This window comes from Scytonema sp. UIC 10036 (genome assembly GCF_009725235.1).
Map to the genome: position 1 here is coordinate 1 of NZ_WJFC01000187.1, position 25,907 is coordinate 25,907.

General features: G+C 38.2%; 19 protein-coding genes and 1 pseudogene. 13 read left to right on the forward strand and 7 right to left on the reverse strand.

Translation table 11 applies throughout. The features are described 5' to 3' along the window. The first annotated feature begins 173 nt into the window (after positions 1-173). The 5 genes from F7734_RS48210 (at position 174) to F7734_RS48230 (ending at position 11,188) form a co-directional block, all read left to right on the forward strand. Positions 174-2,741: a bifunctional serine/threonine-protein kinase/ABC transporter substrate-binding protein gene (locus F7734_RS48210; protein WP_155751442.1), complete on the forward strand. Its 2,568-nt coding sequence runs from the start codon at positions 174-176 to the stop codon at positions 2,739-2,741. Between the two features lie 53 nt (positions 2,742-2,794). Next, entirely contained in the window at positions 2,795-4,411 is a 1,617-nt protein-coding gene (locus F7734_RS48215) for an ATP-binding protein (RefSeq protein ID WP_155751443.1), read from the forward strand. A gap of 219 nt (positions 4,412-4,630) precedes the next feature. Then, positions 4,631-6,259, forward strand: coding sequence for an iron uptake porin (locus tag F7734_RS48220; RefSeq protein WP_166482611.1), 1,629 nt, complete (start codon positions 4,631-4,633; stop codon positions 6,257-6,259). A 508-nt stretch (positions 6,260-6,767) separates the two neighbouring features. After that, entirely contained in the window at positions 6,768-9,500 is a 2,733-nt protein-coding gene (locus F7734_RS48225) for a bifunctional serine/threonine-protein kinase/ABC transporter substrate-binding protein (RefSeq protein ID WP_155751445.1), read from the forward strand. A gap of 86 nt (positions 9,501-9,586) precedes the next feature. After that, positions 9,587-11,188, forward strand: coding sequence for an NB-ARC domain-containing protein (locus tag F7734_RS48230; RefSeq protein WP_155751446.1), 1,602 nt, complete (start codon positions 9,587-9,589; stop codon positions 11,186-11,188). On the opposite strand, the gene F7734_RS62545 is transcribed toward F7734_RS48230, so the two are convergent. After that, positions 11,185-11,328, reverse strand: a complete 144-nt coding sequence (locus F7734_RS62545) for a hypothetical protein (RefSeq protein ID WP_207714388.1) — start codon at positions 11,326-11,328, stop codon at positions 11,185-11,187. The genes F7734_RS48230 and F7734_RS62545 overlap by 4 nt on opposite strands. 145 nt (positions 11,329-11,473) lie before the next feature. Between F7734_RS62545 and F7734_RS66480 the strand changes: the two genes are divergently transcribed. Continuing rightward, positions 11,474-13,795: a bifunctional serine/threonine-protein kinase/ABC transporter substrate-binding protein gene (locus tag F7734_RS66480; RefSeq protein ID WP_155751447.1), complete on the forward strand. Its 2,322-nt coding sequence runs from the start codon at positions 11,474-11,476 to the stop codon at positions 13,793-13,795. Between the two features lie 126 nt (positions 13,796-13,921). Here F7734_RS66480 and F7734_RS48245 read toward each other — a convergent pair whose 3' ends face one another. The 3 genes from F7734_RS48245 to F7734_RS48255 form a co-directional block, all read right to left on the reverse strand. Beyond that, the gene (locus F7734_RS48245; protein WP_155751448.1) at positions 13,922-14,404 is read right to left on the reverse strand and encodes a DUF3368 domain-containing protein; all 483 of its coding nucleotides are present in this window, start codon (positions 14,402-14,404) and stop codon (positions 13,922-13,924) included. Continuing rightward, complete coding sequence (locus tag F7734_RS48250) at positions 14,397-14,654, reverse strand: UPF0175 family protein (RefSeq protein ID WP_155751449.1); 258 nt, start codon at positions 14,652-14,654, stop codon at positions 14,397-14,399. Before F7734_RS48250 ends, F7734_RS48245 begins: the two co-directional genes overlap by 8 nt. Positions 14,655-14,791: 137 nt before the next feature. After that, positions 14,792-15,061: a hypothetical protein gene (locus F7734_RS48255; RefSeq protein WP_155751450.1), complete on the reverse strand. Its 270-nt coding sequence runs from the start codon at positions 15,059-15,061 to the stop codon at positions 14,792-14,794. A 50-nt stretch (positions 15,062-15,111) separates the two neighbouring features. On the opposite strand from F7734_RS48255, the gene F7734_RS48260 reads away from it, so the two are divergent. From F7734_RS48260 to F7734_RS48285, 6 genes are all read left to right on the forward strand, one after another. Next, a complete protein-coding gene (locus F7734_RS48260) occupies positions 15,112-15,297 on the forward strand; it encodes a transposase (RefSeq protein ID WP_207714389.1) in 186 nt (61 codons plus the stop codon). 190 nt (positions 15,298-15,487) lie between these two features. Further along, complete coding sequence (locus F7734_RS48265; RefSeq protein ID WP_155751451.1) at positions 15,488-15,679, forward strand: hypothetical protein; 192 nt, start codon at positions 15,488-15,490, stop codon at positions 15,677-15,679. Between the two features lie 237 nt (positions 15,680-15,916). Next, on the forward strand, positions 15,917-18,367 hold the full coding sequence (locus tag F7734_RS48270; RefSeq protein ID WP_155751452.1) for a dynamin family protein: 2,451 nt from the start codon (positions 15,917-15,919) through the stop codon (positions 18,365-18,367). 1 nt (position 18,368) lies between these two features. Continuing rightward, positions 18,369-18,740 (forward strand): hypothetical protein, encoded by a 372-nt coding sequence (locus F7734_RS48275; RefSeq protein ID WP_155751453.1) that lies wholly within the window; start codon positions 18,369-18,371, stop codon positions 18,738-18,740. Positions 18,741-18,851: 111 nt separating this feature from the next. Then, a complete protein-coding gene (locus F7734_RS48280) occupies positions 18,852-19,223 on the forward strand; it encodes a hypothetical protein (protein WP_155751454.1) in 372 nt (123 codons plus the stop codon). A gap of 16 nt (positions 19,224-19,239) precedes the next feature. Further along, positions 19,240-20,445: a hypothetical protein gene (locus F7734_RS48285; protein ID WP_155751455.1), complete on the forward strand. Its 1,206-nt coding sequence runs from the start codon at positions 19,240-19,242 to the stop codon at positions 20,443-20,445. A 99-nt stretch (positions 20,446-20,544) separates the two neighbouring features. Here the strand turns inward: F7734_RS48285 and F7734_RS48290 are convergent, their stop codons facing one another. The 3 genes and pseudogenes from F7734_RS48290 to psaC form a co-directional block, all read right to left on the reverse strand. Next, the gene (locus tag F7734_RS48290) at positions 20,545-22,377 is read right to left on the reverse strand and encodes an RNA-binding domain-containing protein (protein ID WP_155751456.1); all 1,833 of its coding nucleotides are present in this window, start codon (positions 22,375-22,377) and stop codon (positions 20,545-20,547) included. Between the two features lie 352 nt (positions 22,378-22,729). Further along, positions 22,730-24,627 (reverse strand): annotated as a pseudogene (gene glmS, locus F7734_RS48295) (glutamine--fructose-6-phosphate transaminase (isomerizing)). A 200-nt stretch (positions 24,628-24,827) separates the two neighbouring features. Further along, positions 24,828-25,073, reverse strand: coding sequence for a photosystem I iron-sulfur center protein PsaC (gene psaC, locus F7734_RS48300; RefSeq protein ID WP_012411495.1), 246 nt, complete (start codon positions 25,071-25,073; stop codon positions 24,828-24,830). 439 nt (positions 25,074-25,512) lie between these two features. Between psaC and F7734_RS48305 the strand changes: the two genes are divergently transcribed. Then, entirely contained in the window at positions 25,513-25,704 is a 192-nt protein-coding gene (locus tag F7734_RS48305) for a hypothetical protein (protein ID WP_155751457.1), read from the forward strand. The last annotated feature ends 203 nt before the right edge of the window (positions 25,705-25,907 follow it).

Consider the following 25,907-nt stretch of genomic DNA (forward strand, 5'->3'; position numbering starts at 1 on the left):
GGAGGGAACTCAATTTCTCTTATTTCCCCCCTTGATAAGGGGGGACTAAGGGGGGTAATCATGTGATTAAAATGACAGCTAACCACTTTTCAAACATCCTCTAAGCTGAAATTTAATTTTTTTTGCGGTCTAGGTGTAGCTACTAGACTAATACTGAAGGGTGAATTATCAGAATGACTAATAGTAATTCTCTGCTTGAAATTTACTGCACTCGTCCAAGCTGTGATGACCGTATCAACTATATTCCTCAAGATAAAATAACTTCTAGTTCTCAACGATATTGCTCTAATTGCAATATGCCTTTGATTTTGCTCGAACATTTTTTACCATTGAAATTGTTAGTACCAGATGAAAAACGAGTTGAACATGGATGTGGATTTGGAAGAACGTTTTTAGCAAAAGATTTACGTTATCCAAACAAAATTTGTGTTATAAAACAGTTGCATCCTCTTCAAGAGTCGGCTCTTGAAAAAATAGAATCATTATTTCAACAGGAAGCAGAAGTTTTAAAAAAACTTAGCCATGACCAAATTCCAGAAGCATTATCTTTCGGACTCGTAACAGTTCCTGCTTATACACAAAAAAAATCCGATCCTCTCTCAAAGAGTCAGCAAAAATTTTTCTATTTATCACAGGAATTTATCGAAGGTAAAAGCTTAGCTGAGGAGCTAGAAGAGAGAGGAAAATTTTCAGAAGAAGAAGTTATCGATTTCTTATTACAAATCTTGAACATATTAGATTATATTCATAATAAACGCATATTAAATCATGTTGGGATTATTCATAGGGATATTAAACCTCACAATATTATCCGCCGTAATAGCGATAAAAAATTCTGTCTTATAGACTTTGGTTCTGTTAAACAGGTCGTTGCTGGAGTACCTACCAAGTCATCATGTATACTTGGAACTAAAGATTATGCAGCACCAGAACAATGGGCTGGTAAAGAGGTATTTTATTCATCAGATTTATACTCTTTAGCTGCAACTTGTGTTTGTTTGCTAACATATAAAAAACCGGAAGAGCTTCGTCATGGCAATAAGTGGGTTTGGAAAGAATATGCCAACCTACAAAACAAGCGACTAGAAGATATTCTAGACCTGATGTTATCTCCAGAACCAGAAGTTAGACCTCAATCTGCTCAAGAGGTAATACAAGCTCTTCCTCATCCTCAATCACAAATCGAGCCAAACTCTACAGAGGTAATAGAGAGAAGACCAAAACCAGATCCACCCTTACATCTAAAAACCATTTGGGTAAAATATTGGTTCGTTCCTGTTGTGTTGTTAGTTGTGGCTAGCATTTTTGGTATTTTTGTATGGTGGTTAAAGCGTCCTCTTTGTATACCTGATGGCAATTTCAGTTGTGGAGAAAAAGAACAACGACTTATTCCATTGGAAAGCACAGAGCAAGAATCACAAGATTTTAACAATGGGCTAGAAGCTTTTAAATTAAGAAATTATTCTCAGGCTATTAATGATTTCGAAAAACACCTGATTCGTTATAAAAATGACCCAGAAGCAAGAGTTTATTATAATAACGCAAAGGCAGCTAACAGTGGGAAATTTGTCAAAATAGCAGTGTGTCTCCCAATTACTGGCGATCCAAATAATAAAAACTATTCAGATGGTATTGCTGAAGAAATTTTACGTGGAGTAGCTCTTGTTCAAAATAATATTAATAGCACTCCAAACCAACAAAATCTTATTCAAGGCGATAAAATGTTATTTATACAACTTTGTGACGATGATAATAATACACAACAAGCCAGAAAAGTGGCAAATATCATAGTTAAGGATTCAAGTATCAAAGGTGTGATTGGTCATTATTCTAGTCCGACTACATTGGCAGCAGGAGAAATTTACGACGGAAAAATTCCTGCGGTTTCTCCTATGAGCACAGCTGTGAGAGACAATAACAATTTCCCCTTAAGTAAATATGTTTTTCGTGTCTCTCCAGATGACTCCTATAGTGTAAAAAAATTAGTCGATTACATAAGACATAAAAATTTAAATAGAGTAGCGATACTGCATGATTCTCAAAATGAATTCACTCGATCTCTGAGCGCTCAATTTAGACAGCAAGTTAAGTCACAGAAGATTGTTTATGATTGTGATATAAAAGATAAAACAAAAATATTAACCTGTATACAAGAAGCGAGAAAGCAAATGCCAGAGGTCATGCTTTTAGCTATCACCAATAAAGTTGTAGAGCAAAATACACACATATCTAACCTATTTAGCAACCCTGGAAATACAATATTGATTGGTAGTAGTTCTTTATATACAGGTAGATTACGTACTATAAATCTCCAGAATAAGCTGATAATGGCACTTCAATGGCACAGAGGTGGTGAAAATTCAGAACTAAAGGAACGTTCATTTCAACTTTGGGAGACTCAAAATATTAATGTCCGTACAGCTATGGGATATGAAGCGGCTCAAGCAATGGCTCAAGCTTTAAGAAAGATTCAGGATGATATAACGCCTCAAAAGTTGTATCAAGCGTTAAAAGATTTAAAAGCGACAGACGAGTTTCCCGCAAAAGGCGCAATCGTAAATGTGGAATTTAATGAGCACGGCGATCGCAACGTCGATGCTACCAATGAAGACAAGTTAATGTTCATAGTTACTCCTCAGTATAACCTCACAATCAAAGAGGATGACTTTTTGCCACCAGATAATACGAATCTCATCAATGCTAGAAAAGTACCAGTTAGTTTAATGCACAGTACTCACTAATAATCTTCCATACAATTCGTCACGTCGAGCTTAATACACTCAACTTCAAATATATGAATATAAGGCATCGTGCAACTCTAAAAGCCTCCGAACGAGGAAAAAATCTGATTCAACAAGCAAGAAAAGACAAGGGTTGGATAATAGAAGATGAGAGATGGCTAAAAGAAGCAAGTAAGATTTTAGAACCACAAAAAAATTGGTTTACTATTTGGGAAACCCAGGTTAAAGCTAATTCGATAGCACTCACCTATGCAGAAGGTATTTCACTATCGACTTGGAAACGTTTTTTGCAAGCGAAATATCGCATTGATGCAAAAACTTTTAAGGAAGCTTTTTGCCCAGTATTGGGGTTGAATTGGGAAGATGTAGTGGAAAATGAAGTAGAGCGTCGTAAAGATTTGGGAAAAGTTCCTTTACTTTCTAAATTTTATGGTCGTACTCAGGAATTAACAAAACTTGAGCAATGGTTGCAACAAGAAACTTATCGTTTAATCGTCATCTATGGCGTAGGAGGAATTGGAAAAAGCTCCTTGGTTCGTCAGGTGTTAAACAATCAAATTATTGTCAATAAATATGATTATATTTTCTGGCGTTCCCTAGATTTTGCACCATTATTACCAGAACTGTTGACATTCATTCAAATCCTATCTGAAGAGCAGGAAAGTAAAGCTGATATCTCGCAACTGATGCGGTATTTACGTCAGAGTAAATGTTTACTTATATTAGATGCATGGGAAGAAATTATAGGTAGAAGTGGCGAACAATATAGAGATTATACTGAGTTGATGGAGCGAGTTGCTAAAGAAGCTCATCAAAGTTGTGTATTATTACTTAGTCGAGAAAAGCCTTCATTCATTGAAACATTAGATGACAAATTAGTTCATTCCTTAAAATTAGGGGGTTTAGACTCTAAAGATGTGAAAGATTTTCTGAAAACAGAAGGTATTTACGGTACAGAAAAAGAACTAGATAATTTTAGTCTTACATATAATAATCCATGGGTTATGAAAAGAGTTGCTAAGAAACTTAAAAAAGTATGTGGAGGGAAAATAACAGGCGTTTTTGGGGAAATATCAGTTGTTGTTGATGATGCGATCGCAAGTTTTTTAAATGAACAATTTCACAGACTATCAAAACTAGAAACCAATCTTCTTTATTGGATAGCTCTTAGGCGAAACTCAGCTTCATTAACACAGCTTAGGAAAGATACCATTAAAAGTAAGTCACCTCTATCTGCCTCTGAACTGTTGAATGCTTTAGACTCTTTAATAGATAAATTTTCTTTGATTGAAAAAAGTAAGAATGAAGAAAATGATTTAGATGTCTATACATTAGATTTAGTAATTCTTAAGTATATAACTAATCAGTTTGTTGCACAAAATTGTCAAGAAATTCTTACAATATTACAAAATCAGAGGATAGAGGGCAATGAACTTTTTGTAAGTCATTGTTTTATCACCGATAATCCTGAAGATGAAGAACTCACACAACAGCAAATGAGACGAATTGTGAAAGCAATTCAAGATAAACTATTAGCTGAGTTACTTAGTCAACAGCAACTTGAGGATGAACTGAAAAAAATTTTGTCTCTACTGCAAGATAAAGAATTGTCCCCAGGTTACACATATCAAAATATCTCGTACTTAATTGCGAGTTGTAAATCAGCTTAGCTAGGAAGGTTTAAGAAAAAGGCGAATGCTCAAAAACTGAAAATGTTGAAGATGTTGAACTTAAGAGTTGAATATACATCTGAAATTTTCGCTACAAAATGAACGACACTTATGATACTTTATGAAAAAAGTACCAGATCGTCTCATCTACAAGCTATTGCATATTATATGCAAAAAAAACATAGAAATGTTTTGGTAAAAATATTTTTTAGGAGAAAAATGTTGAATTATATCAAAGCTTTTATGGGCTTAGTTTATGCTGTCTTGATTTTGATTGTGGTACTAACGCCGATAAGGATTAAGGCTGAAGATTTGAAATCGAGTCAGAACTCACTGGGACTTTCGACAACTGACCAAAGCACTAATTCCCTTCAGCAAGTTAGTCAATATGTTCAATTGAATTCTGCACCAGTCACTTCAGTTTCTCAACTTTCTGATGTACGACCGACTGATTGGGCATTTCAAGCATTACAGTCTCTAGTTGAGCGTTATGGCTGTATTGTTGGATACCCTAATGGTGCTTTTAAAGGAAATCGTGCCATGACTCGCTTTGAGTTTGCTGCTGCATTAGACACCTGCTTCGATAGGATTAACCAACTAATTGCTACCTATCCCACAGAGATGCTTACCAAAGAAGATTTGGCGACTGTGCAAAAGCTGCAAGAGGAATTCACAACAGAAGTTGCTACCTTGAAGGATAGAATTAGTACTTTGGAAGCACGTACTGAAAAGCTAGAGAAACAAGAGTGTTCTAAAACTCCAAAGCTCGATGGTCAGTTAATATTTGCTGCTGTAGATGCTTTTGGAGATACTAGCAGTAGTGGAAATGGGGATAATAGCAACCCGACACTTTCTAATCGATTGCGCCTCAATATAAAAACCTGCTTTTTTGGGAAGGATGAGCTACTTGTACGAATTCAAGCAAGTAATGTTAATAATCCGTCTACACCTGGAAATGAAAGTCGCTTAAGTTTCCAATCTGGTAGAGATACAACCAATGATGCTTTACTGAGTAAGCTGCAATATCGTTTTCCTCTAAACAAGCAAGTAACGGTTCTAGTTGCTACAGGCTTTAATACTGCTTTTGATGATTGGGATGTTGTTAACCCATTAAAGAATGATGCAAAGGCTACAATTTCTCGCTTTGGTCGATACAACCCGATCTACCGCCTGGGCGGAGATACGGGCGTAGGTGTAACTTTTAAGCCGAACGATAGTATTAAAGCAGAGGTGATTTATCTTGCAAGAAATGCCAACAACCCTACTAATGGTTTATTTGGTGGTAACTATGGCGCATTGGGGCAAATTATATTTTATCCAAATAAAAAAGATACAGATAAAGACACCAAGATAGCCTTTACATACGTCCATGCACGCAATATTGATGGTTTAGCACACAATACAGGCAGTTTAGCATCCAACTTGGGAGGCAGAACAGTTTCTTCTAATTCCTTTGGTATTGAAACGAATGTAAAGATAAGCGATCGCTTTCTACTTGGTGGCTGGGTAGGCTATACCAATGCACGAGCACTGACTGGAGAAGTTAAAGGTCAGGCTGATGTTTGGAACTGGGCTATCACCCTAGCCTTCCCAGATTTAGGTAAAAAGGGGAATTTGGGTGGGATTATCATTGGGATGCAGCCTAAATTGACTGGTACTTCAGCACCTTTATCAGGCTTACCTCGTCGCGATCCAGATACTGGATTTCACATAGAAGGGTTTTATCGGTATCAAATCAACGAAAAAATCAGTATTACACCTGGTTTTGTTTGGCTAACAGCACCAAATCACAACAATCAGAATGGTGACATTTTTTTAGGAGTGGTAAGGACTACATTCGATATCTAAACAAAGGCTTAGAGTATAAGTCATTAGACATCTCTAGGAATTAATTATGCATTACCCGATTGGTAGGGGCGCAACGCAAAAGCGCCCTTACATCTTTTCCACCAGATGTCTAGTACCTTATGCAGGTATATAATATTGCTCATTGTAAAAAAGTTACCTTAAAGATATTGCAAAAATAATGACTTTATCTGAGAATAATTACGGACATAATAATTCTCAGGAAAAAAATGTAAAATCACAAACAATCTAAGTATTGGGTAGTTAATTTTTGACATTGCAACGGTACATGGGGCTGAAACAGGATAGTTTGAGCCTATGTTTCTATATAATTATGTCAGCTTACGGAGTGAGAAAGAAATGTAAGAAGATTATGTGCAAGTAGGGGAAAACCTAACCCCTTCTTGGGGTTATATGTGGTGCAAAGAAATGTCTATAGAAAAAGTATAGTCCCACTTATAATTTTTGGTTCTTCAGTGTGTAGCTAAAAAGTAATACAAAAGGTTAATAAATGGTTAATAGTTCCCCTCAAACCCAAGTTTACTGTACTCGTCCAAGCTGCGACAGTCCTACAAATATTGTTCCTGAAGAATTCCTTGCTCCCGGTTCTCGAAGGTTTTGCTCTTGTTGCGGAATGCCGTTGATTTTGGGGGAACGTTTTGTAACATTACGGCTATTAGTTCCGCATGAAGAACAGGGCGGATTTGGCAGGACTTTTTTAGGACAGGATTTGAGTTTTCCCCATCGTCCACCGCGTGTAATCAAACAGTTGTATCCTCAAATTCCTCATGGACGCTTAAGGCATATACCATCAGACCTCGAGCATATTCAAGAATTGTTTAAACGCGAGGCTAGGATTTTATCAGAATTTAAGCATCCACAAATTCCTAGAGCGTGGGCATATTTTGTGGCGGAAGTTCCACCAGATTTACGAAATCTATCTGCTCAAACAAGTAATCATCAAAGTTTTTTTTACTTAGTGCAGGACTACATCGAAGGTCAAAATTTAGCTCAGGAGCTACAACAGCATGGCAACTTTTCTGGTAGAGATGTTATTAACCTGCTGCAACAAATTTTACCTGTACTGGATTACATTCATAACTTCCGAACTAAAGACTTTGAGGGAGTTTTACATAGAGATATCAAGCCGTCCAATATCATGCGATCTCATCAAGAAAATAATGATGGCAGGAACTTATACCTGATAGATTTTGGTGCAGTGAAGCAAGTCGTTGTTAAAGGAGTACCTGTCGATTCATCATGTGTACTTGGAACTCCTCATTTTGCATCACCCGAGCAAGTTGCTGGGAGACAGATATCTGCTGCATCTGATTTATATTCTCTAGCAGCAAGCTGTGTTTGTTTACTCACAGGGAAAAATCCGGCTGCGCTTCGTAGTGAGGATAGCTGGGATTGGAGACAACACGCCAGCGTCAATGAAAATCTTGCAGATATTTTAGACAAGATGCTGTTGTGGGAGCAAAGAGAACGCTATCAGTCAGCAAGAGAAGTTCTTGAGGCTCTGTCTGCAATATCAGCATTATCTGTAACTCCTGTTGTACCTTCTTTTCCAACCCTTCCACCAACTAAACGAACACTACCCCCACCACCACCACCTTCCATTTGGCAAAAGCTGAGACCAATTCCTAAACGATGGTCTTGGTTAAGTTTCAGCTTTTTGGCTTTGTTAGCGATCGCAAGCACTATTATCGTATTTCTAACACGTAAACCAGGACAAATACCACTAGGATCTGTAAATAAATTATCACTTAAAGCTGAAAACTTTAGTAGGGGAGAAAATGCTTTAATCGCCGACGCACAAGGATTTTCTGCCTCAGAATGCAAAACAGCTTATGATTCCAAGCAAAAAGGAATGGAAGCCTTTGCAAATGCTAGTTCTCCAGAAGCTTTCAGAATATCTGAAGAGGCTTTTAAAGCAGCTATAGAGCTATTTAAAAAAGTCGCTGTTAGAAATAGGTGTGAAGTCGATCCAGAGACATGGATTTATTATTACAACTCCAAAGCGGCTCAAACTACATCTGCCAGTAGAATCCCAACAATAGCAGTCGTTATTCCAAGTGCTTCAGAAGATCGTGGCATTGCTCGAGAAATACTGCGTGGTGTTGCTCAAGTTCAACACGAACAATATCACAGAGGTGCATCAACATTACAAATTCTAATTGCGAAGGAAGACAGTAACAACATAAAGGAAGTTAAACAAGTAGCCAAGCAAATTTCTGAGAATAATATTCCAGGAGAACTCAAATACTTTAAAGGTAGTGATATATTAGGGGTTATTGGTCGCTATACAAGCAGAAATATTTGGGAAGCAGGAAAAATTTATGGGGACAAACAACTTGTTCTGATTGCACCTACAAGCACTGCTATCAGAAACCCTAATATCTTTGGTGAAGGAGCTTTGAATCCACACGTTTTTCGTACAGCTTCTAATGACTCGACTGCTGCTAGTGATTTGGCTGATTATATGTGGAAATCTAATGCTAGGAAATCACTGATTGTTTTTGAAGATGGAGATCCTTATAGCAAATCTCTGAAAAAAAAATTTGAAGACAACCTGATATCTAAAGGGACAAAGTTGCAAGATATTCTAAATTGTGATTTGACAAGTTACAAACCAGAAATTTGCATCCAATTGGCACGGAACGAAAATGTGCATGCATTGATGTTAGCTCCTGGACCAAGAACTTTAAAACAAGCACTAGAGATTGCTAAGCTAAATTCTAAATTAGGAAATCAAAAGGTGCAACTCTTAGCAGGAGATGTTCTCTATAACAAACAGACGTTAGACGACCTTGGTCAAACTGCTGATGGTATAGTAGTTGCCGTGTCTTCCCATATCAGCCTTGTTGGGGCTAACACTCATTTTCATCAAAGCGCTAAAGAGCTTTGGGCAACACAGAAAGTGAGCTGGAGAACTCTTACTGCGTATGATGCAGCCCAAGCATTTGTTGCAGCTTTAACTAAGGTTAGGCTTCAAGGAAAGAATAATCCGAGCCGTCAAGACATATACGAAAGATTAAAAGATCCTACTTTTTCAGCACCAAGCTCTACTACGGTGAACGTAGAATTCAATCGCGAACACGATCGCAAAATAGTCAAAGGAATTGGTGTTTTAGTGCAAGCTAAAAATTCTCCTAAACCTAACCCTAATGCTAATAATAACTCAAGTGATGAATATGGCTTTACTCTTTTGGAAATCCCAGAGCGAAATAATCCAAAATAGGAATTTAGAATAATAAAATTCCGAAACTAAAAATGTAAAAACTGATTTTGTAACAACATATTTTTTGATAAACACAAATTTAATTTATGCATAAAAAACAACGTTTAACTCTTAAAGTTTCCGAAAGAGGAAAACTGTTAATCAAGAGAGCTAGGATTGAAAAAATTGAGCAAGTTAAAAAGGACATCATTCAACCCAAAACAAAGGTAAGAAGGGGTTGGAATAGGGATGAGATATTTCTTAAAGAAGCGAGTTATATTTTAGAACCAGATAAAAACTGGGATAATGTTCTAGAAGATCAATACGCTGTATCATTTATGACTTGGCGGCGTTTTCGGGAAGCAAGTCAACCTATTGATGCTGTTACTTTCATGGCTTTTTGCCAAGTGTTGAACTTACCGTGGGAAGACGTAGCAGAAAATGATGCAGATCGCCGTAGAAACCTAAGCGAAGCACCTCCTCTGTCTAGTTTTTATGGTCGTACCCAAGAGTTAGCCGAACTTCAGCAATGGCTCGTTCAAGAACGCTGTCGGTTAGTTTTTGTTTACGGAATAGGGGGAATTGGAAAAAGCTCGTTAGCTCGTCAGTTAGTAAACAAAATTGCTGAGAAATATGATTGCTTAATCTGGCTTTCTTTAGAATTGGCACCTCCATTTCAACAAATACTGAGAAAATTGTTGCAATGTTTATCTAAGGATGAAAAAGAAGAAGGAGGAATTTCTCAAGTCATGCAGTATTTACATGAGCAAAAATGTTTAATAATACTGGATAATTGGGAAGAAATAACAGGTGATGATTGCGAAGATTATACAAGTTATAGCATCTTTGTAGAAAGAGTTGCTAAAGAAGCCCATAAAAGTAGTTTTTTGCTGCTGAGTAAAAAAAGAACTCAAAATATTGAAATATTAGAAGGAAAATTAGTTCGTTTAAAAAGATTGGGAACTTTAACCTATGAAGAAGCAAAAGAAATATTGATAGCAGAAGGTTTGTCTGGTACAGATAAAGAACTAGAAGAATTTAGCAGGCGTTATAGCAACCCGTGGATACTTAAGAGAATTGCACAGAACATTCAGACAGTATTTCAGGGTGATGTATCAGAATTTATGGATTTATCAATTTTTGTTGATGATGTAATGACTGAATTTTTAGATAAGCAATTTCACGAACTCTCAAAAGATGAAATAAATGTTATCTATTGGGTAGCTCTCAGACGCAATTCGGCTTCATGGCATCAATTAGTACAAGATAGTCATCAAGTTTTATCGTATAATCATTTATTCCAAATATTAAATGATTTAATAGGAAGACGTTCCTTACTTACTAAAAATACAGAAGAGATGCCAATACTCTATACACTAGACCCTGTGATTTTAAAGTATACTACTAATCGCTTTGTTAAAAAAAATTGCCAAGAAATTATCCAGGTCATTAAACTTGAAAATATTAAGGGTTCTGAACTGTTTATTACTCATAGTTTTATCACAGAACAACCAGAAGATGAAGAACTCAACCAAGAACAAGTTAGGCGAATCGTTAAACCTATTCAAAAAATGCTACTAGGAGAGTTACGCAGTCAGCAAAAACTTGAAGATAAACTGATGCATATTCTCTCCCTATTAAATGATACAGGATTGCCCCCAGGATACGCACACCAGAATATCTTGCAGCTGACTCGACTTGTAAATTAATATTTTAAAGTCACGATTTTTGCTTTTAGTTTCCGTTCAACTTCTTCAGGAATAAGACTTATCATTGGCAAGGCAACAGTTGTCAATTCTAAATCTAATTTTTCTGATACAAATGGTAAAACCATTGCTGTTCTTTCCAAGCACGAAGACTCTTTCCAAAACCAGAACCCACTTTCTCACCTAATCCCAACATTTGAAACATTTTTTGTAAATTGGGAGCATCCCAAAGAGTGCCAAAGCCTGCAAGAATAGAATTCTGGGACTATACAAACAAAGTCAACCTGCGTGGACTTAATTAAGAAGTTTCAGCGTGAAGCAAGTATTTTGGCAGAACTGAGTCATCAACAAATTCCCAGAGCTTGGGCATTTTTTGGTATAGAAATTGAAGACCAAACAGGTATTTTGCAAAGATTCTTTTACTTGGTGCAAGACTACATTGAAGGTCATAATTTATCTCAAGAACTAAGGCGAAAAGGAAAATTTCCAGAGGATGAAGTAGTCAAGGTTTTAAAGGAAATTCTAAAAATATTACATTACATTCACAATTATAATGATACGCAAGGAGCTATACACAGAGATATTAAACCTTCTAATATCATGCGTCGTTCTAAAGATGGATTGCTATTCTTGATAGACTTTGGAGCAGTTAAGCAAGTGTTGCATACAGGATTACCTGCTGATGAATCATCTAGAGTGCTAACTCCAGATTTTGCACCACCCGAGCAATTTGAAGGTGCAAGAGTGTCTCCTGCTTCAGATTTATACGCTCTAGCCACAACCTGTGTGTGTTTGCTGACAGGTCGAAATCCTAGAGAACTTCTCTCAAATTCAAGTTGGCGAGAACACGTTAATGTGCGCGACCAAAGTTTTGGCAAAGCTTTAGACTGGATGCTCAAATACGACCAACAAAGACGCCCCCAGTCTGCTCAACAAGTTCTGGATTTTCTTTCTTCTGAACAACAAACTCCTTTACATGACCAGTTCCATCTCTGGCTGAGAGAGTTTAAAAGAATTTTTAGACGGTGGCGTTGGATAATTTTAGCTGGTTTAGCTTTGTTAGTTATAGCGATCGCTATCATTATACATCTGTCGCGTCCACAGCCAATAGTTCAACCACCTCCAACCACAGAACCGTCACCGTCATCTGTAACACTGACAGCTGATTATTTTAGCAGGGGAGAAAATGCTGTAATCGCTGACGGACAAGAATTTTCCAAGATTCCCAAATGTCAAATAGCTTATGATTTTAAGAAACAAGGAATGAGCGCTTTTGCAAAGGCAAATTCTCCAGAAACCTTCAAAACAGCTGAAATAGCCTTTCAAAAAGCTATAGAGCAATTTATAAAAGTCGATGTTCAAAATAAGTGTGAAGTCGATCCAGAGACATGGATTTACTATTACAACTCTAAAGCTGCTCAAACTACATCTGGTAGTACAGTCCCAACAATAGCGGTTGTTGTTCCAAGTAACTCCGAGTATCGTGGCATTGCTCAAGAAATACTACGTGGTGTTGCCCAAGCTCAAAAAGATGTACCTGGTTTACAAGTTCTAATTGCTAAAGAGAATAGTAATAAAATAGAGGAAGTTCAACAAGTAGCTAGGATTATCTCTGAGAATCAGATTCCAGATGAACTCCCATACTTTAAAGGAAATAAGGTATTAGGAGTTATTGGTGGCTTTACAAGTACAAATACTTGGGAAGCGGGAAAAATTTATGGAGACAAAACACTTGTTCTAATTTCATCGACAAGTACTGCTATCAGGCAACCTAATCCCTACTCCAAAAGACCAAAATTGAATTCATATGTTTTTCGTACAGCCTCTAATGACTCTATTGCAGCTGGAGATTTAGCTAAGTATATGTGGGATGTTCTTAAAAAGAGGAAAGTACTAATTGCTTTTGAAAGTAATAATACATATAGTGAATCTCTAAGAGGAGAATTTAGACAAAAGCTAATAAATGAAGGTGCAAACGATCGAGATATTCTAGTTTGTGATTTAACGAATGACAGTTCAAAAACTTGTATAAATATTGCACGTAATGCAGGTGTGGAAGTGTTGATGTTAGCTCCTAGCCCTACAACTTTAAAGCCAGCATTAGAGATTGCTCAGCATAATGCTCTACCAGAAAATTCAAAGTTGCAACTTCTAGCAGGAGATGTTTTATACGATAAAAAGACGTTAAATCTAGGAGATGCTGTGAATAATATGGTGATTGCCGTGCCTTCCCACGTAAGTCTTGGAAACTCTAGTTTTATTGAAAAAACTAGAGAACACTGGGGAACACAAAATGTAAGTTGGAGAACTCTTACTTCATATGACGCCACCCAGGTGTTTATTGCAGTTTTGACTGAGCTTAGAGATCAAGGAAAAAATAATCCAAGTTCTCAAGATATATATGAAAAGTTAAGAGAACCTTCTTTTTCAGTACCAAGTGCTACCGCAGTAAAAGTAGAATTCGATCCCGAACACGATCGCAAAATAGTTAAAGGAATTGGTGTGTTAGTACAAGCTAAAAATTCTCCTACAACTAACCCTAGTGCTAATAATACCTCAAGAGATGAATATGGCTTTACTCTTCTACTAACACCAAACAGAGATAATTGATTTGGAAGAGTTTTTACACTCGGTCGAAGAGAATTCGCTGTTCTCGACAAGTGCGATCGTAAGTTGCCTTTAAATCAACAGGTAAGCAAAATCCGCCGCGCAACCAAAGCAAATCAATTTCAATTTTTATTCTCCTGCTTGTTGTTTAAGAAACTGAATTAAATCATCAGATAGCCATAAACCAGCATCTCGTATGGCTTGAATGGGTTCTGAAATCTCTGGAATTAAACCTTTTTGCTTCGCTAGGATAAGCATTCCCAGAGTACCCATAAATGGAATATTTAAGGTTTTAGCTACCCGTCTAGCAGCAGCATCATCAATAATTGCCCTATAACTGAGATTTTCTAGAGCAAAGTTCAGAACTTCAGATTCTCCACGATCCAATCCCCAAGCTAGAATTAAAGATGAGATACTAGGGGAAGGAATTCGCTTTGCCCAAGAAGCATTCGGTAATTGTTGTGATGCTGTATCAGTTTTTCCTGTTTTAACAATTTCATCCCAAACACCTGATGGAATAATAATTTCAGTAAATAATTGTGGTAGCAAGTAGGCAAGTTGACTTTTAAATAAGACAATTAAGGGAGAAGTATTGATAACAACTTTATTCATCGAAAGAAGCAATCTCTTCAGCTAATTCTTGAGAAGTATATTGAAAAGGAGAAACTTTATATAAAAGGAGAATGTTTATAAAATCCGCCCTATTTAAACCAGCAATTTCTGCTGCTTTTCCTTGAGAAATTTCCCCAAGTTCATACCATTTGACAGCAGCAGCTATTCTCATTTGTTGAGCAAATTCATTGGGGTCTTTTCTGAGAGCAGAAAAAACGCTTTCTGGAAATTCCATAGATACAGTTTTCATACTAATAGAATATTGCCTGTTACTAAAGAGTCGTATTCCATTATATCATCAAATAGAATATCAAATACAGCTTCTCCTAGCAATCTTGACTGGTTAGAGTCATTGAAATGTCGATCGCAAACCATTTGGAGGAGTTTTTACACTCGATCGAAGAGAATTCGCTGTTCTCGACAAGTGCGATCGTAAGTTGCATTTAAATCAACAGGTAAACACAAACCGCCACGCAACCAAAGTGGTAAAGTTGGTAGCGAATCTCCAATATTCAAACTTTCGTACCAAATATCTAGGCTTGATTCCTCAGAACGTTCCACCACTCTATAAGCAACAGCATACAAGGGGGAGTTACGGAAAGAACTTGTAATTTCACTTGAATCTTGAGGAGAGAGCGAACGTAATTGAGTTATCAATGCATCATGTAAATTGGCATTTCTAGGGCTCGTTTATTGCAGGGTTTAAAATGGCTGTGACAAAACAGATCAATATATTTCGTGAAACACCAGGTACGCCTGTATGGCAACGCAACTACTACGAGCACATCATTCGTAATGAAATATCCCTACAGAAAATTCGTGATTACGTTCACACCAATCCCTTATCATGGAACACGGATCAATTACATCCCGATATTCCTTCTAAATGGTAAAGTGCAATAGGGATGTAGGGGCGCAAGGTGTAGAGGAATAATTCGATTGAACAATTTCAGCGTCTACAACCCTCATTTTTCCGTTAGAAACTTTTATAAATGGTTGAACAATTTGTCTTTGCTTTCTGGATTGGCTTAACATAACTTTACTATTGGGAAATAAAACGGTTGAACAATTTCTGCAAAGCCTTTGTTAGTAAGGCTTTCGACGATAGTTAAAAATTTAAAATTTCCTCCAAAAATACTGACTACCAATATACTGCTTTTTACAAAAAACTATTTGGTAGCGATCGCTCTGTTTGTAATGAATTTGCCGTTAACAGTAAAATATTTAGTCGCAGCCAATAGTCTCAAAGGCGATCGCCTCATAGAACTTTCCTGAAAATAATTGCAATATTCCTTAAAAAACTTAAGCCAGCCTACTGTAAAAGTGGCTGACCAAAAAAATCTCCTCAATATTGGCTGAGCAAGTTAAGCGATCGCCCATCTTCCGTTAATGATGGGCGCTCGTCTTGCCACATAGAATAAGTACTTAGAGAGCTTTTGTTATTTTTACAGAATTATCGGGAACTCTAGAACTGTAACCCTTTTAATCCCGTCGTTTGGGTGAACAGGTAGAATGACCGTTATTGATGTTGGAACAATGTTGCTCAATACCCGGAACCGATTGAAGGAACTTGGTGAAGCTGTAGAAAATTTAGTTAGCAACTTTCCTGATGTTTTTAATGATACGGGAATTCAGGAACGGCTTGAAGCTTTTCGTCAGGTACACCGAGAAGCTGTCAATCGCTTAGAGACTCCAAATTTATCTATTGCAACAATTGGTACAACATCTTCTGGTAAGTCAACAATTGTCAACGCCCTGATTGGTTGCAAAATTGCTCCTATCGAAGCAGGAGAAATGAGTGGAGGAGTTTTAACACTTCAGCATTCACAAGAACGCAAACTAGTGATTGAGGAAACACAAGGGGCGACTTGGGAAACTGGTGTTTGGTCAGGGCTAAGTGATGAGAGTTTCTATGAGAGAATCCGCAACGGCGTGATGCTTCCTTATCACGATACTCGTAAGAAAAAAGATTGTATGGCTCCAAAGGTGACAGCATTTCTTCCTCTTTTGCCTGCTTGCGATCGCAATCTCTTAGGGTTACCACTAGGAGTGGGAGTTGAGTTGATCGACTTACCAGGTCTTAAGTCAATTCAAGACAGAGATAATCTTAAAGTCATCCAAGAACGAGTTCATAAAGCTTTTAGTCTTGTGGCTCTTGACTATATGCAAGTGGATGATGAACACAGAAAACGCTTGTTAGAAGAACTGAAACGAGTAGTGCAGTATCTGAAAGGTCGCACTGATTCAATGATCTTCATTTTAAATAGAGTCGATCAGCGTGGTGCTGATGATATTCCCATTTCAGAGCGTATTAGTAAGCTAAAGCAAGAAATTCAGGAAGTACTTTCACTCAAAGAACCCCCAGAAATTTTGCCCTTTAATGCACGGCTTCTGTACTATGCTCAATGTGCTTGGGGGACGCTACCTCAAGTTCAGACATCATCAGTGACTCAACTCACCCGTTTGAAACTACTAAATGCAATGTTTCAAGATTGTGCAGGAGCAATTCGCCAGCACACTATTGACGATCGCGATTTACGGCATTGGTTTTATGATATTGGGGATCGAGTATGCGATAGTGAGAATATTAGCGACGAAATTATGCAGCAACTTCTGCAATATGCATTGGAGTGGAGTGGTGGTAATCAGCTATGGAATCGCTTACGTGCTCGCCTTCAGAAATCGTTTCCGGAACTTGTATTGCTACCAGCTTTAATAGCGGTCTTTGAAAACTACGATACTTTGGCGTCAACTATCGACGCTCTTTCTTACATTAGAGAAATTGAACAAAAAGAAGAAATTGAAAAGCAACAAGCAAGAATTAATGAAAGTCGTCAGCGCTTGCATGAAATAGCACAAAATATCTGTGAGAAATTTCGTTGCTACACAAAACAAACTATCGAAGACTTAAAGAAGAACGAGCCTGATATTCGGAGTCGTTTAGCGCAAGAAGCACAAAAAGAAGGTCGGCTGGGTTTTCAGTCAGTTTTTGATGCAGTTGATGAAGCAGAAACAGATTTAACTCAAATGCTCATTGCACCTGTCCGAGATGCCTTAAAAAACAACCAAGGGACTTATGAGCTAGAAGAAGAGTTGAGTAAAGTTATTACTCCTGTTTTAGCTAAAGATATTGCTCGTGCATACGATTCAGTCAGCCGGAGACTTAAAAATTTGAATCATACTTCTGGCTTTTTAATTGGGCGTGTACGTGCAGATGATAAAAAAGGAGTTAGGGAACTAGAAAATGTAGAGCGTGCTTTTCGCAAACTTTACCAAACAATGCGAGAAGCGCTATCTGCGCGAGCAGAATTCTCGCTTCAGGCACAAGCACAAAAATTTGAAAAGGCTTTAGAGTACTTGGTTAAAGAGCAAGAAAGCGAACTTTGTGCTCTTTGCATTCAGGAACTTCCCTCACTTAGGTTGGATCGGGCAGTTATCTCTGATTTCAAGAAAAATTTATTTCAGAATTTACCGACTTTACCCGAACGGTTTTTTGAACTTCCAGCAATTATTGAGCAGCGCCAGATTCAAGAGGAGGAAATTGTTGGACAGAAGGAGGAAATTGAAGACTACACTACGGGAAGTTGTTTTAAAAGCCAGCATTCAAGACCTGTAATTCGTGATGTAAAAGGTATTGTTGAGTATTCTGAAGTGTTGTTTCCAGACCTAGATACAATGGCTCGACAATGGGGTGAAGGAATTGCAAAAGGTAAACAAGGTCTGTGGGATATCCTCTGCAATTGGATAACTAATTATTTAGATTGGACAAGCAGTATTTTTAACCAATCTGTAGATGAAGTTATTAACATAGCAGAGCGAGCACTTCAAGAACAACTTGAAATAATCAACAGAAATTTTGCAGATGAAATGCAACGCTGGGCTGACATTGAAGCTCAACAAGCTATAGCAACTCAACTTCGCCAGAAGCTACAACAACAATATAATTCACCTAGTTCTAAATGAAATGATGTTTTTTAATCAGTTTATCAAAATTCTAGAAAATGTTTCGACTGAAGTGTTAGAGTCAGCCAATCAGAACAACAAGCTAACTTTTATTTACATATTCTCTTACGCGATTCAGTCTTGGAGCAAAAAACTTAATGTTTCCGATGATGCATTAGTTAGTATTACTCAATTTTCTAATGAAATCCCATATTTAACTAATGAACTTTGGCACAGATGGAAAGATTATCAAAATACCTTTTTTGGTTTAAATAACGAGGAAAGTAATTTTAAAATATATATTAATAAAATTATAGGAAATAGAATGCTTAATATAAATTTAGACGATATAAAATTTATTGTAATCATTGCTTTCATAATTACAGCAATTTGATATGCAATATAAATTTTAAATCAATAATTACAAGAAGAATATTATCAGCACAAATAAAAATATTTTATGTCTGCTTTGCCTAATTTCCAACAAAGCAAAAAGGTTCTAATTTTGGTGATCAATGCGGGTAGAGAAAACATTCTTCAATCTCTAAAAGCAAGCGGTCAAGTTACAACTGATGATTCTCAGGCACTACATCGCGCTACCCAAGCTTTATGGATCGGCTCTCAAGCAGATTTTTCTCACTCTCAATTAAGAAGTTGGTTTGAAAGCGATCGCGTAGTACCAGAAATTGAACAGTCTGAATACGATATCTTTCTCGTAAAAATCGAGATGGAAAAACTAGATCCTGGCTTTCAACCAAACGTACCTTCGATAGATCGGTTAGACGCATTCAGAAGGCTAGCTGAGAATCCTCATGAAGTGAAAGTTTCTTCTCGTCTATCTAGCCAAGCTTATGAGAATATGGGTTTCTACAAATAAATTCTGAGCAATTTCTATGCTGATAGATACCACTCTCCTAGTTAATGATTCAGCAATTATTCAAGGCTTACTAAACGGTTCTCTAAAGCGTTTTGGTGGTGTAATTCGTGATGCAGCAACAGGACGAATTGTACGTCACTTGCTTGAGCCTCTTAGCCTAACAAAAAAATTGGCGGATATACCCCTCCCTCCCATGTTTGGTGGTGCATCTAGTAAGTTAAACCCATTTCCACAAATTTTATCTTCTGCATTACAACTTAATCAAATTGCTGCTGCAGCAAGTGTTTTAAATCTTGGTGTTAGTATTGCAGGATTTGCCTACATGGGATATAAATTGAACCAAATTCAAAATGCTCTGGATAATGTACAAAAGTCTTTAGAAGCAGGATTTAATCGGCTTGAAGAGCAGCTAGAGAATCTCTCAGGTCAACTTGCTTATCTTCATTTGCTTGTTGAACATAATCGACAAGAGCAACAACGCATAAGCCAAGCCATTTCTGAACTTCACAGAGCTATTTTAATTAAGGAGATAGCAAACTTACGGGCTGTAATTTTAGACAGGAGCCGTTATCCTAATTCTCCCGCACGTCATGCTCTTAAGGTAGCATCAAGAGTGAGGATGGTGCTTTCAGATCAAGCAATACAACCAGTTCCTAACCTAGATGCACAAACTATGTTAATCGTTGATGTTGCTGTTCAAGGATGGGCTGTTGCTACCGCAACAGAAGCTTACCTTCTTTTAGAAATTGGTCAAATTGAAGAAGCAAGACAGTTATTAGCACTGGAAGTCTCACGATTTAAGGATATTGCTGTCCAGTGGGCAGATGTTCTATTGGCTAACGAGCGATCGCAACTTGCCACGACATACCGTTTTGCGACACCTCGCTTTCAAGAACACGTATCTCAAGAAAGAATAGAAAGAATTAGTTACATTTCTTCAGTAGATAAATTACTATCTAAAGACCAAATACGACGAAAGAAAAAAGATGCAGAGCTAGAGTTTGAGATGTCATACAGTTCTTTATTGGATGAAAAGTGGACACACCAACAAATTGCAGTCGCAGAGTATTTAGATGCTTTCAGTGAACTATCCGCTAGATTGGAGAGTTTACAAGCTTTTGCTGACTTATGCCATAGAAGTAATGTAAAAAGCAGCCGTGGCATTCTTCCTCGTGAGAATACCGAATCGGGCTTATATACCCTGAAAGCAAGCGAACAGTAAATGTAACAAAAAAATCCAAAAGGACAACGCCTCAATGTGGTTAGACGTGAAAAAGTTTTATATGATGAAATCCCAAGTAGCTGATGCACCCAACTTTACCTACCTGCTACAAGTAGCTTTATATCCTTGTTGCGGATGATTTGGATGCTCCGGATACTTTAATTCTAGTAAACCTTCGTCCAACATTAGGTTTATGTAATGAGTTCTAAGAGTGTCTGGACTACGTTGAAGTAGTTCAGCTAATGTTTTGAGAAGTAAATATTTTTCAGAACAAAGCTGGAGAATAGTAGCCCGCATTAATTTTGGGCTAACTCGTTTTTTATGTTTGACTGGAGCAGCTATTTCTTCTAAAGATACAGTTTTCACATAATCGGAGTTCGGCTCGTTATGCTCGGAGTTCGGCTCGTTATACTTAGATCTTGATAGAAGCAACAACAAATCATCCGGTTTTTCTTGGTTAGATAAGCTATAGTACGTTCCGCGCCCTCTCCCAGAGCGTTCTAACCATTGTTTGGTTACTAAACGCTTTAGGCACTCACCTATGTCTCTTGGATGTTCTTTGGAAAAACATTGAATGTCCGTATTACATATTTCACCAAATCTATGTGCTAATACTAAAATATTTCTCTCTAGCTCTGTTAGTTCACAATAACTAGCCCCAACAATTGCTTTTAGTTCCCGTTCCACTTCTTCAGGAATAAGGCTTATCATTGGCAAACTAACAGATGTCAATTCTAAATCTAATTTTTCTGATACCAATGGGTAAAACCATTGCTGTTCTTTCCAAGCACGAAGAATCTTTCCAAAACCAGAACCCGCTTTCTCACCTAATCCCAACATTTGAAACATTTTTTGTAAATTAGGGTTTCGTGGGTCGCTAAGACCGCCTTCATAAAGCTGCTGCACAGAAATTCTCAAACGTCCTGGATTAGCAAACGAAAAACCATCAGTAAACTTGATTACAATTAAAGGAAGCGAAGAAAAATGGTCCGCGTGAATTAGACTATTGACTAGAGCTTCGCGCAACGCTTCATGTACATGAGTTTCACCCTTTCGCACTGCTTCTTTGTCTAGCTGAAAAGGTACATTTATATCGTTAACTAAACGACTATATACACGGTAGTAGAAATTAAACAAATTCGGTTCCCATTTTCCATCGAGAGTTAACCGAAAAGTCCAGCGTGTTTCTGGATCGTGAGATAATCTTTCTTGATAATCAAGGTGGTACCGAGGAAACGTATCTAAGATACTACGTTCACAACCAAACATCAACAGCCCTGCAATTGTTAATCCTTCTTTATTCGTCTCTCGGTCACGACGCCAACCACCCAGTTTAATTAGCAATTCTTTGTCATCTAATGCTAACCAAGGATGATCGGGTTCTCTTGAACTAAAACGTTGGCGAAATGATTTTAATGTATTTGAATCAATGTCACTTAAATCAAATTTGTCAAGAATTTGAAGGTCTTGCGGTTCTGAACTAGCGTCTCTGAGCATCTGTTGCACTTCTTCTTTTGTGCAACGATAATCCCCTTCGTGATTTCGTTTATATGTACCAGTTAGTGGATTATTATTTATATATACAGGTCGCTGTGTTCTTGCAGCTCTAGGTACTTTGATTAGTATGACTTTTTGAGCGTCAATTTCGTGAGTGAAAATGTGAGAATTAGAGCAAATTGGTGTACTGAGTTTTTGCTCGTTGTTATGACTGTCCCAAAAAGTTTTAAGTAATAGGCTTGGATTGCGTATACCAGAAACTTCAAATCCATCTTTGTTCTGCCTGACACCAAGTACAATGTAGCCTCCATCAGTATTGGCAAACGCAGATAACGTTTCCCATACATCTTTTGACAAGCCCCCGTTAGCAGCTTTAAATTCAATTTCTTCGTCTTCTCCGAGGTTAATACGTTGAAGAAGCGTTTCTGCATCCATTGTTATCTCTCACTAATGTCACTGATATTGCAAGGTTTAAAATGGCGGTGACAAAACGGAATCAATGTATTTCGTGAAACACTAGGTACGCTGTATCACAACGCAAGTACTACGAGCACATCTTTCTTAATGAAGCATCTCTACAGAAAATTCGCGTTCGCTTTCGCACCAATCCCTTATCATGGAACACGACGCGATTACATCCCGATATTTCTTATCAAAAGTAAAGTGCAATTTCTTACTGATAAGTTCGGTCAATGTGGTAAACACAATTAATCGATCTGTTGCACCTAAAAATAGTTTAGTAGAGACAGGTTTTAAGGGCGCAAGGCATTGCACCCCTACCTGCGTCCTACTCCACAGTAACCGACTTTGCTAGATTTCTGGGCTGATCGACATCCAAACCGCGAAGGGCTGCAATATGATAAGCCAGCAATTGTAAGGGAATGACTGTAAGAATGGGAGACAGCAATTCATTAACATGAGAAACAGGAAGGATATCGTTAAAAATTTCTCCGGCTTCTCCATCATTCACTGGTGTCACGCCAATTAAACGAGAATCACGGGCTTTGGCTTCTTGAGAGTTAGAAATCACTTTTTCATAAACACTACCTGGCATTGCGATCGCAACGACTGGCACTTTTGCATCCAACAAAGCAATTGGTCCGTGCTTCATTTCTCCTGCCGGATATCCTTCTGCATGAATGTAACTGATTTCTTTTAACTTCAACGCCCCTTCCAAAGCAATAGGAAAATTTATTCCCCTTCCCAAAAAGATAAAATCTTTAGTTTCTGCAAAGTCATGAGCCAACTGCTCAATATAATGCTCTTGCTTGTCCAAATTGGCTTCAATTTCTCCGGGAATTTGCCGCAACCCATCAATCATTTCCTGTAATTCTGTTGGGGAAATAGCTTGACGGAGATATGCCAAATCCAAAGCCAAAGCGTAAAATGCCATCAATTGAGCAATAAAAGTTTTTGTCGCCGCTACCCCAATTTCAATTCCTGCAAGAGTATTGATAATTTGAGGTACCATATGACCCAAAGTGCTTTCCGGACGATTGGTGATTCCCAACAACCGGGCTTGATACTTTGCTTCCTTACCCTGGCGGCGTTCTTGTTCCATTGCCAAAGCTGCTAGGGTATCAGCCGTTTCTCCAGATTGAGTAACGCCAATAGTTAAAGTATTCGCTGTCGGTGGTGATGGCGCATAACGATATTCAGAGGCGTAATGTACACTCGTGGGAATACCCGCGACTTGTTCTAGTAAGTGTTTGCCTATCAATGCTGCATGCCAACTGGTTCCGCAAGCCACTATTTGGATTTGTTCTAAATCCGCATAAAGTTCTGTAGGTAAACCCAGTTTCACTGGAGATTTCGTCGAATCACCTGCATTCCAATCAGCGTTAAAGTAAGCATCCAAACAAGCCCTCACAACTCCCGGTTGTTCGTAGATTTCCTTGAGCATGAAGTGCTTGAATCCCTGCTTTTCCACCATTGTGGGATTCAAATTCAGCAAACGGGGCTGTTTCTTTAACCTTTCACCAGCGAAATTGTAAATCTCTACTCCTAGGGGAGTGAGACGTGCTATTTCTCCATTTTCTAGCGGTAATACCGCACGAGTATGAGCGATAATCGCTGGCGTATCGGACGCACAGAAAAATTCCCCTTGTCCAAAACCAATGACTAAAGGCGCTTGCTGTCGCACAACAATCAGTTCGTCTGGATAATCGGCGGAAATAACTGCGATCGCAAACGCCCCCTCTAATTTATTGACTGTTTGGCGGACTGCGTCAAGAAAAGGAGAGGGGGAGGGGGAGGGGGGAGTGGGGGATTCTTTGAGAAATTGGGCGATGAGATGAGGAATCACCTCTGTATCCGTCTCCGAACGGAACTGTGTCCCTGTGTTTTCAAATGTTCGCGCAATTCACGGTAATTTTCTACAATGCCATTTTGCACCGCCGCCACACGCAGTGCTGTATCCATGTGAGGATGAGCATTATATTCCTCTGGCTTACCGTGAGTCGCCCAACGAGTATGACCAATACCAATCTGGGCAGGAGTTTCTACTTGTTCTAGCTTAGAACGTAGATTGTAAAGCTTACCCTTTGCTCGAACACAATTAACATCACCTTCCCATATCGTGGCGATTCCCGCAGAATCGTAACCCCGATACTCCAATTTTTCTAGCCCAGATAACAAAATTTCTGTTGCTGCTTGAGTGCCAATATAACCAACGATGCCGCACATTGCTTATATATATATAACTACTATTCCAACCAGTATAGTTGTTAGCACCATGGTAGCGTTTTGGCAAAAAACAGGGAGCAGAGAATAATATTGGGCATAAGGCATAGGGTATCGAACAATGCCCAATACTCTATGCCCCATGCCCAACTATCCTAAAGTTGATTGCTATCTAGAGACTTTATGACCAGTTTCCAGACAAATTAGTAAGCCAAACCCATACTGCGAGTGGTTTCAGCACCCAAGTAAACCCGGATGCTTAAAAAGTCGGTGGGACAAGCAGTTTCACACCGCTTGCAACCCACACAGTCCTCTGTACGGGGTGATGAGGCAATTTGCGCCGCTTTACAGCCATCCCAAGGCACCATTTCTAGTACGTCTGTGGGACAAGCGCGGACACACTGTGTGCAACCAATGCAGGTATCGTAGATTTTTACGGTATGAGACATTGAAAAAAAGCTCCTTTGCTATTTTTTTGGTGCAAAAGAATCCATAATCATGGCTTAGTTTACTGCAGTCGCTTATCCTTCGTAATTAAAAGGCTACATAACTTTAAAGAATGTAATAAGCACTTTGAGATTGCGATCGCTAAAAGTCACTTTCAAGAAGATGTATAAAGCTGTTGAATGCCTTACATAAAGCAAATTCTAGCTTTTAACTTTTGTCATTTGTCCTCAGTCTTTTGCGATTGGCTTCACTTCTTTATAGCAAAGGATATGTATTATAAGGATGCATGACTGAAAAGTCAATCAGAACCAACAAAAAAGAGGAGTTAAATATGCCACTTCTTGAAGAGCAACTTTTCCGAGAAATCAAAACCCTATGCCTTCTTAAAAATTCAAAATTTTAAAATTATTTAAGAAATTGTAAAATTATTTAAGAAATATCGTGACAGTATTGGGTTATGGCTTTTTTCTGCCAAGAAACCGAGCGCTCGGTGTAGGTTGGGTTGAGGAACGAAACCCAACAGCGATCGCATCAGCATCAAAAACCCAACAATGTCAGGAAAATGTTGGGTTTCTGTTTTTATTTCTCCAGAGTGAGAGCCGAGACGTAGAGTACGCTCTGGGTAAGAGGTGAGAGAGCTATTGATTCCCTGAAGTTTTTATCCACTTTGACAGGGCGCTTCTATGCCCACCCTACTTAACTACTTATTGAGAATGCAGATTGGTTACTGCCTCAGACCTTTTAAGTACTGGAGGCGGAGCCTCCCAATAGGCATTCCCAGGCTGAGCCTGGGAACGAGGTAGGGGCGAACGAGGTAGGGGCGAACGAGGTGGGGG

Excerpts from the sequence above, each read along its gene's own strand:
- F7734_RS48210 (WP_155751442.1), top strand. The coding sequence starts at position 174 with ATGACTAATAGTAATTCTCTGCTTGAAATTTACTGCACTCGTCCAAGC.
- F7734_RS48215 (WP_155751443.1), top strand. The coding sequence starts at position 2,795 with ATGAATATAAGGCATCGTGCAACTCTAAAAGCCTCCGAACGAGGAAAA.
- F7734_RS48220 (WP_166482611.1), top strand. The coding sequence starts at position 4,631 with ATGTTGAATTATATCAAAGCTTTTATGGGCTTAGTTTATGCTGTCTTG.
- F7734_RS48225 (WP_155751445.1), top strand. The coding sequence starts at position 6,768 with ATGGTTAATAGTTCCCCTCAAACCCAAGTTTACTGTACTCGTCCAAGC.
- F7734_RS48230 (WP_155751446.1), top strand. The coding sequence starts at position 9,587 with ATGCATAAAAAACAACGTTTAACTCTTAAAGTTTCCGAAAGAGGAAAA.
- F7734_RS48245 (WP_155751448.1), bottom strand. The coding sequence starts at position 14,404 with ATGAATAAAGTTGTTATCAATACTTCTCCCTTAATTGTCTTATTTAAA.
- F7734_RS48250 (WP_155751449.1), bottom strand. The coding sequence starts at position 14,654 with ATGAAAACTGTATCTATGGAATTTCCAGAAAGCGTTTTTTCTGCTCTC.
- F7734_RS48260 (WP_207714389.1), top strand. The coding sequence starts at position 15,112 with ATGGCTGTGACAAAACAGATCAATATATTTCGTGAAACACCAGGTACG.
- F7734_RS48270 (WP_155751452.1), top strand. The coding sequence starts at position 15,917 with ATGACCGTTATTGATGTTGGAACAATGTTGCTCAATACCCGGAACCGA.
- F7734_RS48275 (WP_155751453.1), top strand. The coding sequence starts at position 18,369 with ATGATGTTTTTTAATCAGTTTATCAAAATTCTAGAAAATGTTTCGACT.
- F7734_RS48285 (WP_155751455.1), top strand. The coding sequence starts at position 19,240 with ATGCTGATAGATACCACTCTCCTAGTTAATGATTCAGCAATTATTCAA.
- F7734_RS48290 (WP_155751456.1), bottom strand. The coding sequence starts at position 22,377 with ATGGATGCAGAAACGCTTCTTCAACGTATTAACCTCGGAGAAGACGAA.
- psaC (WP_012411495.1), bottom strand. The coding sequence starts at position 25,073 with ATGTCTCATACCGTAAAAATCTACGATACCTGCATTGGTTGCACACAG.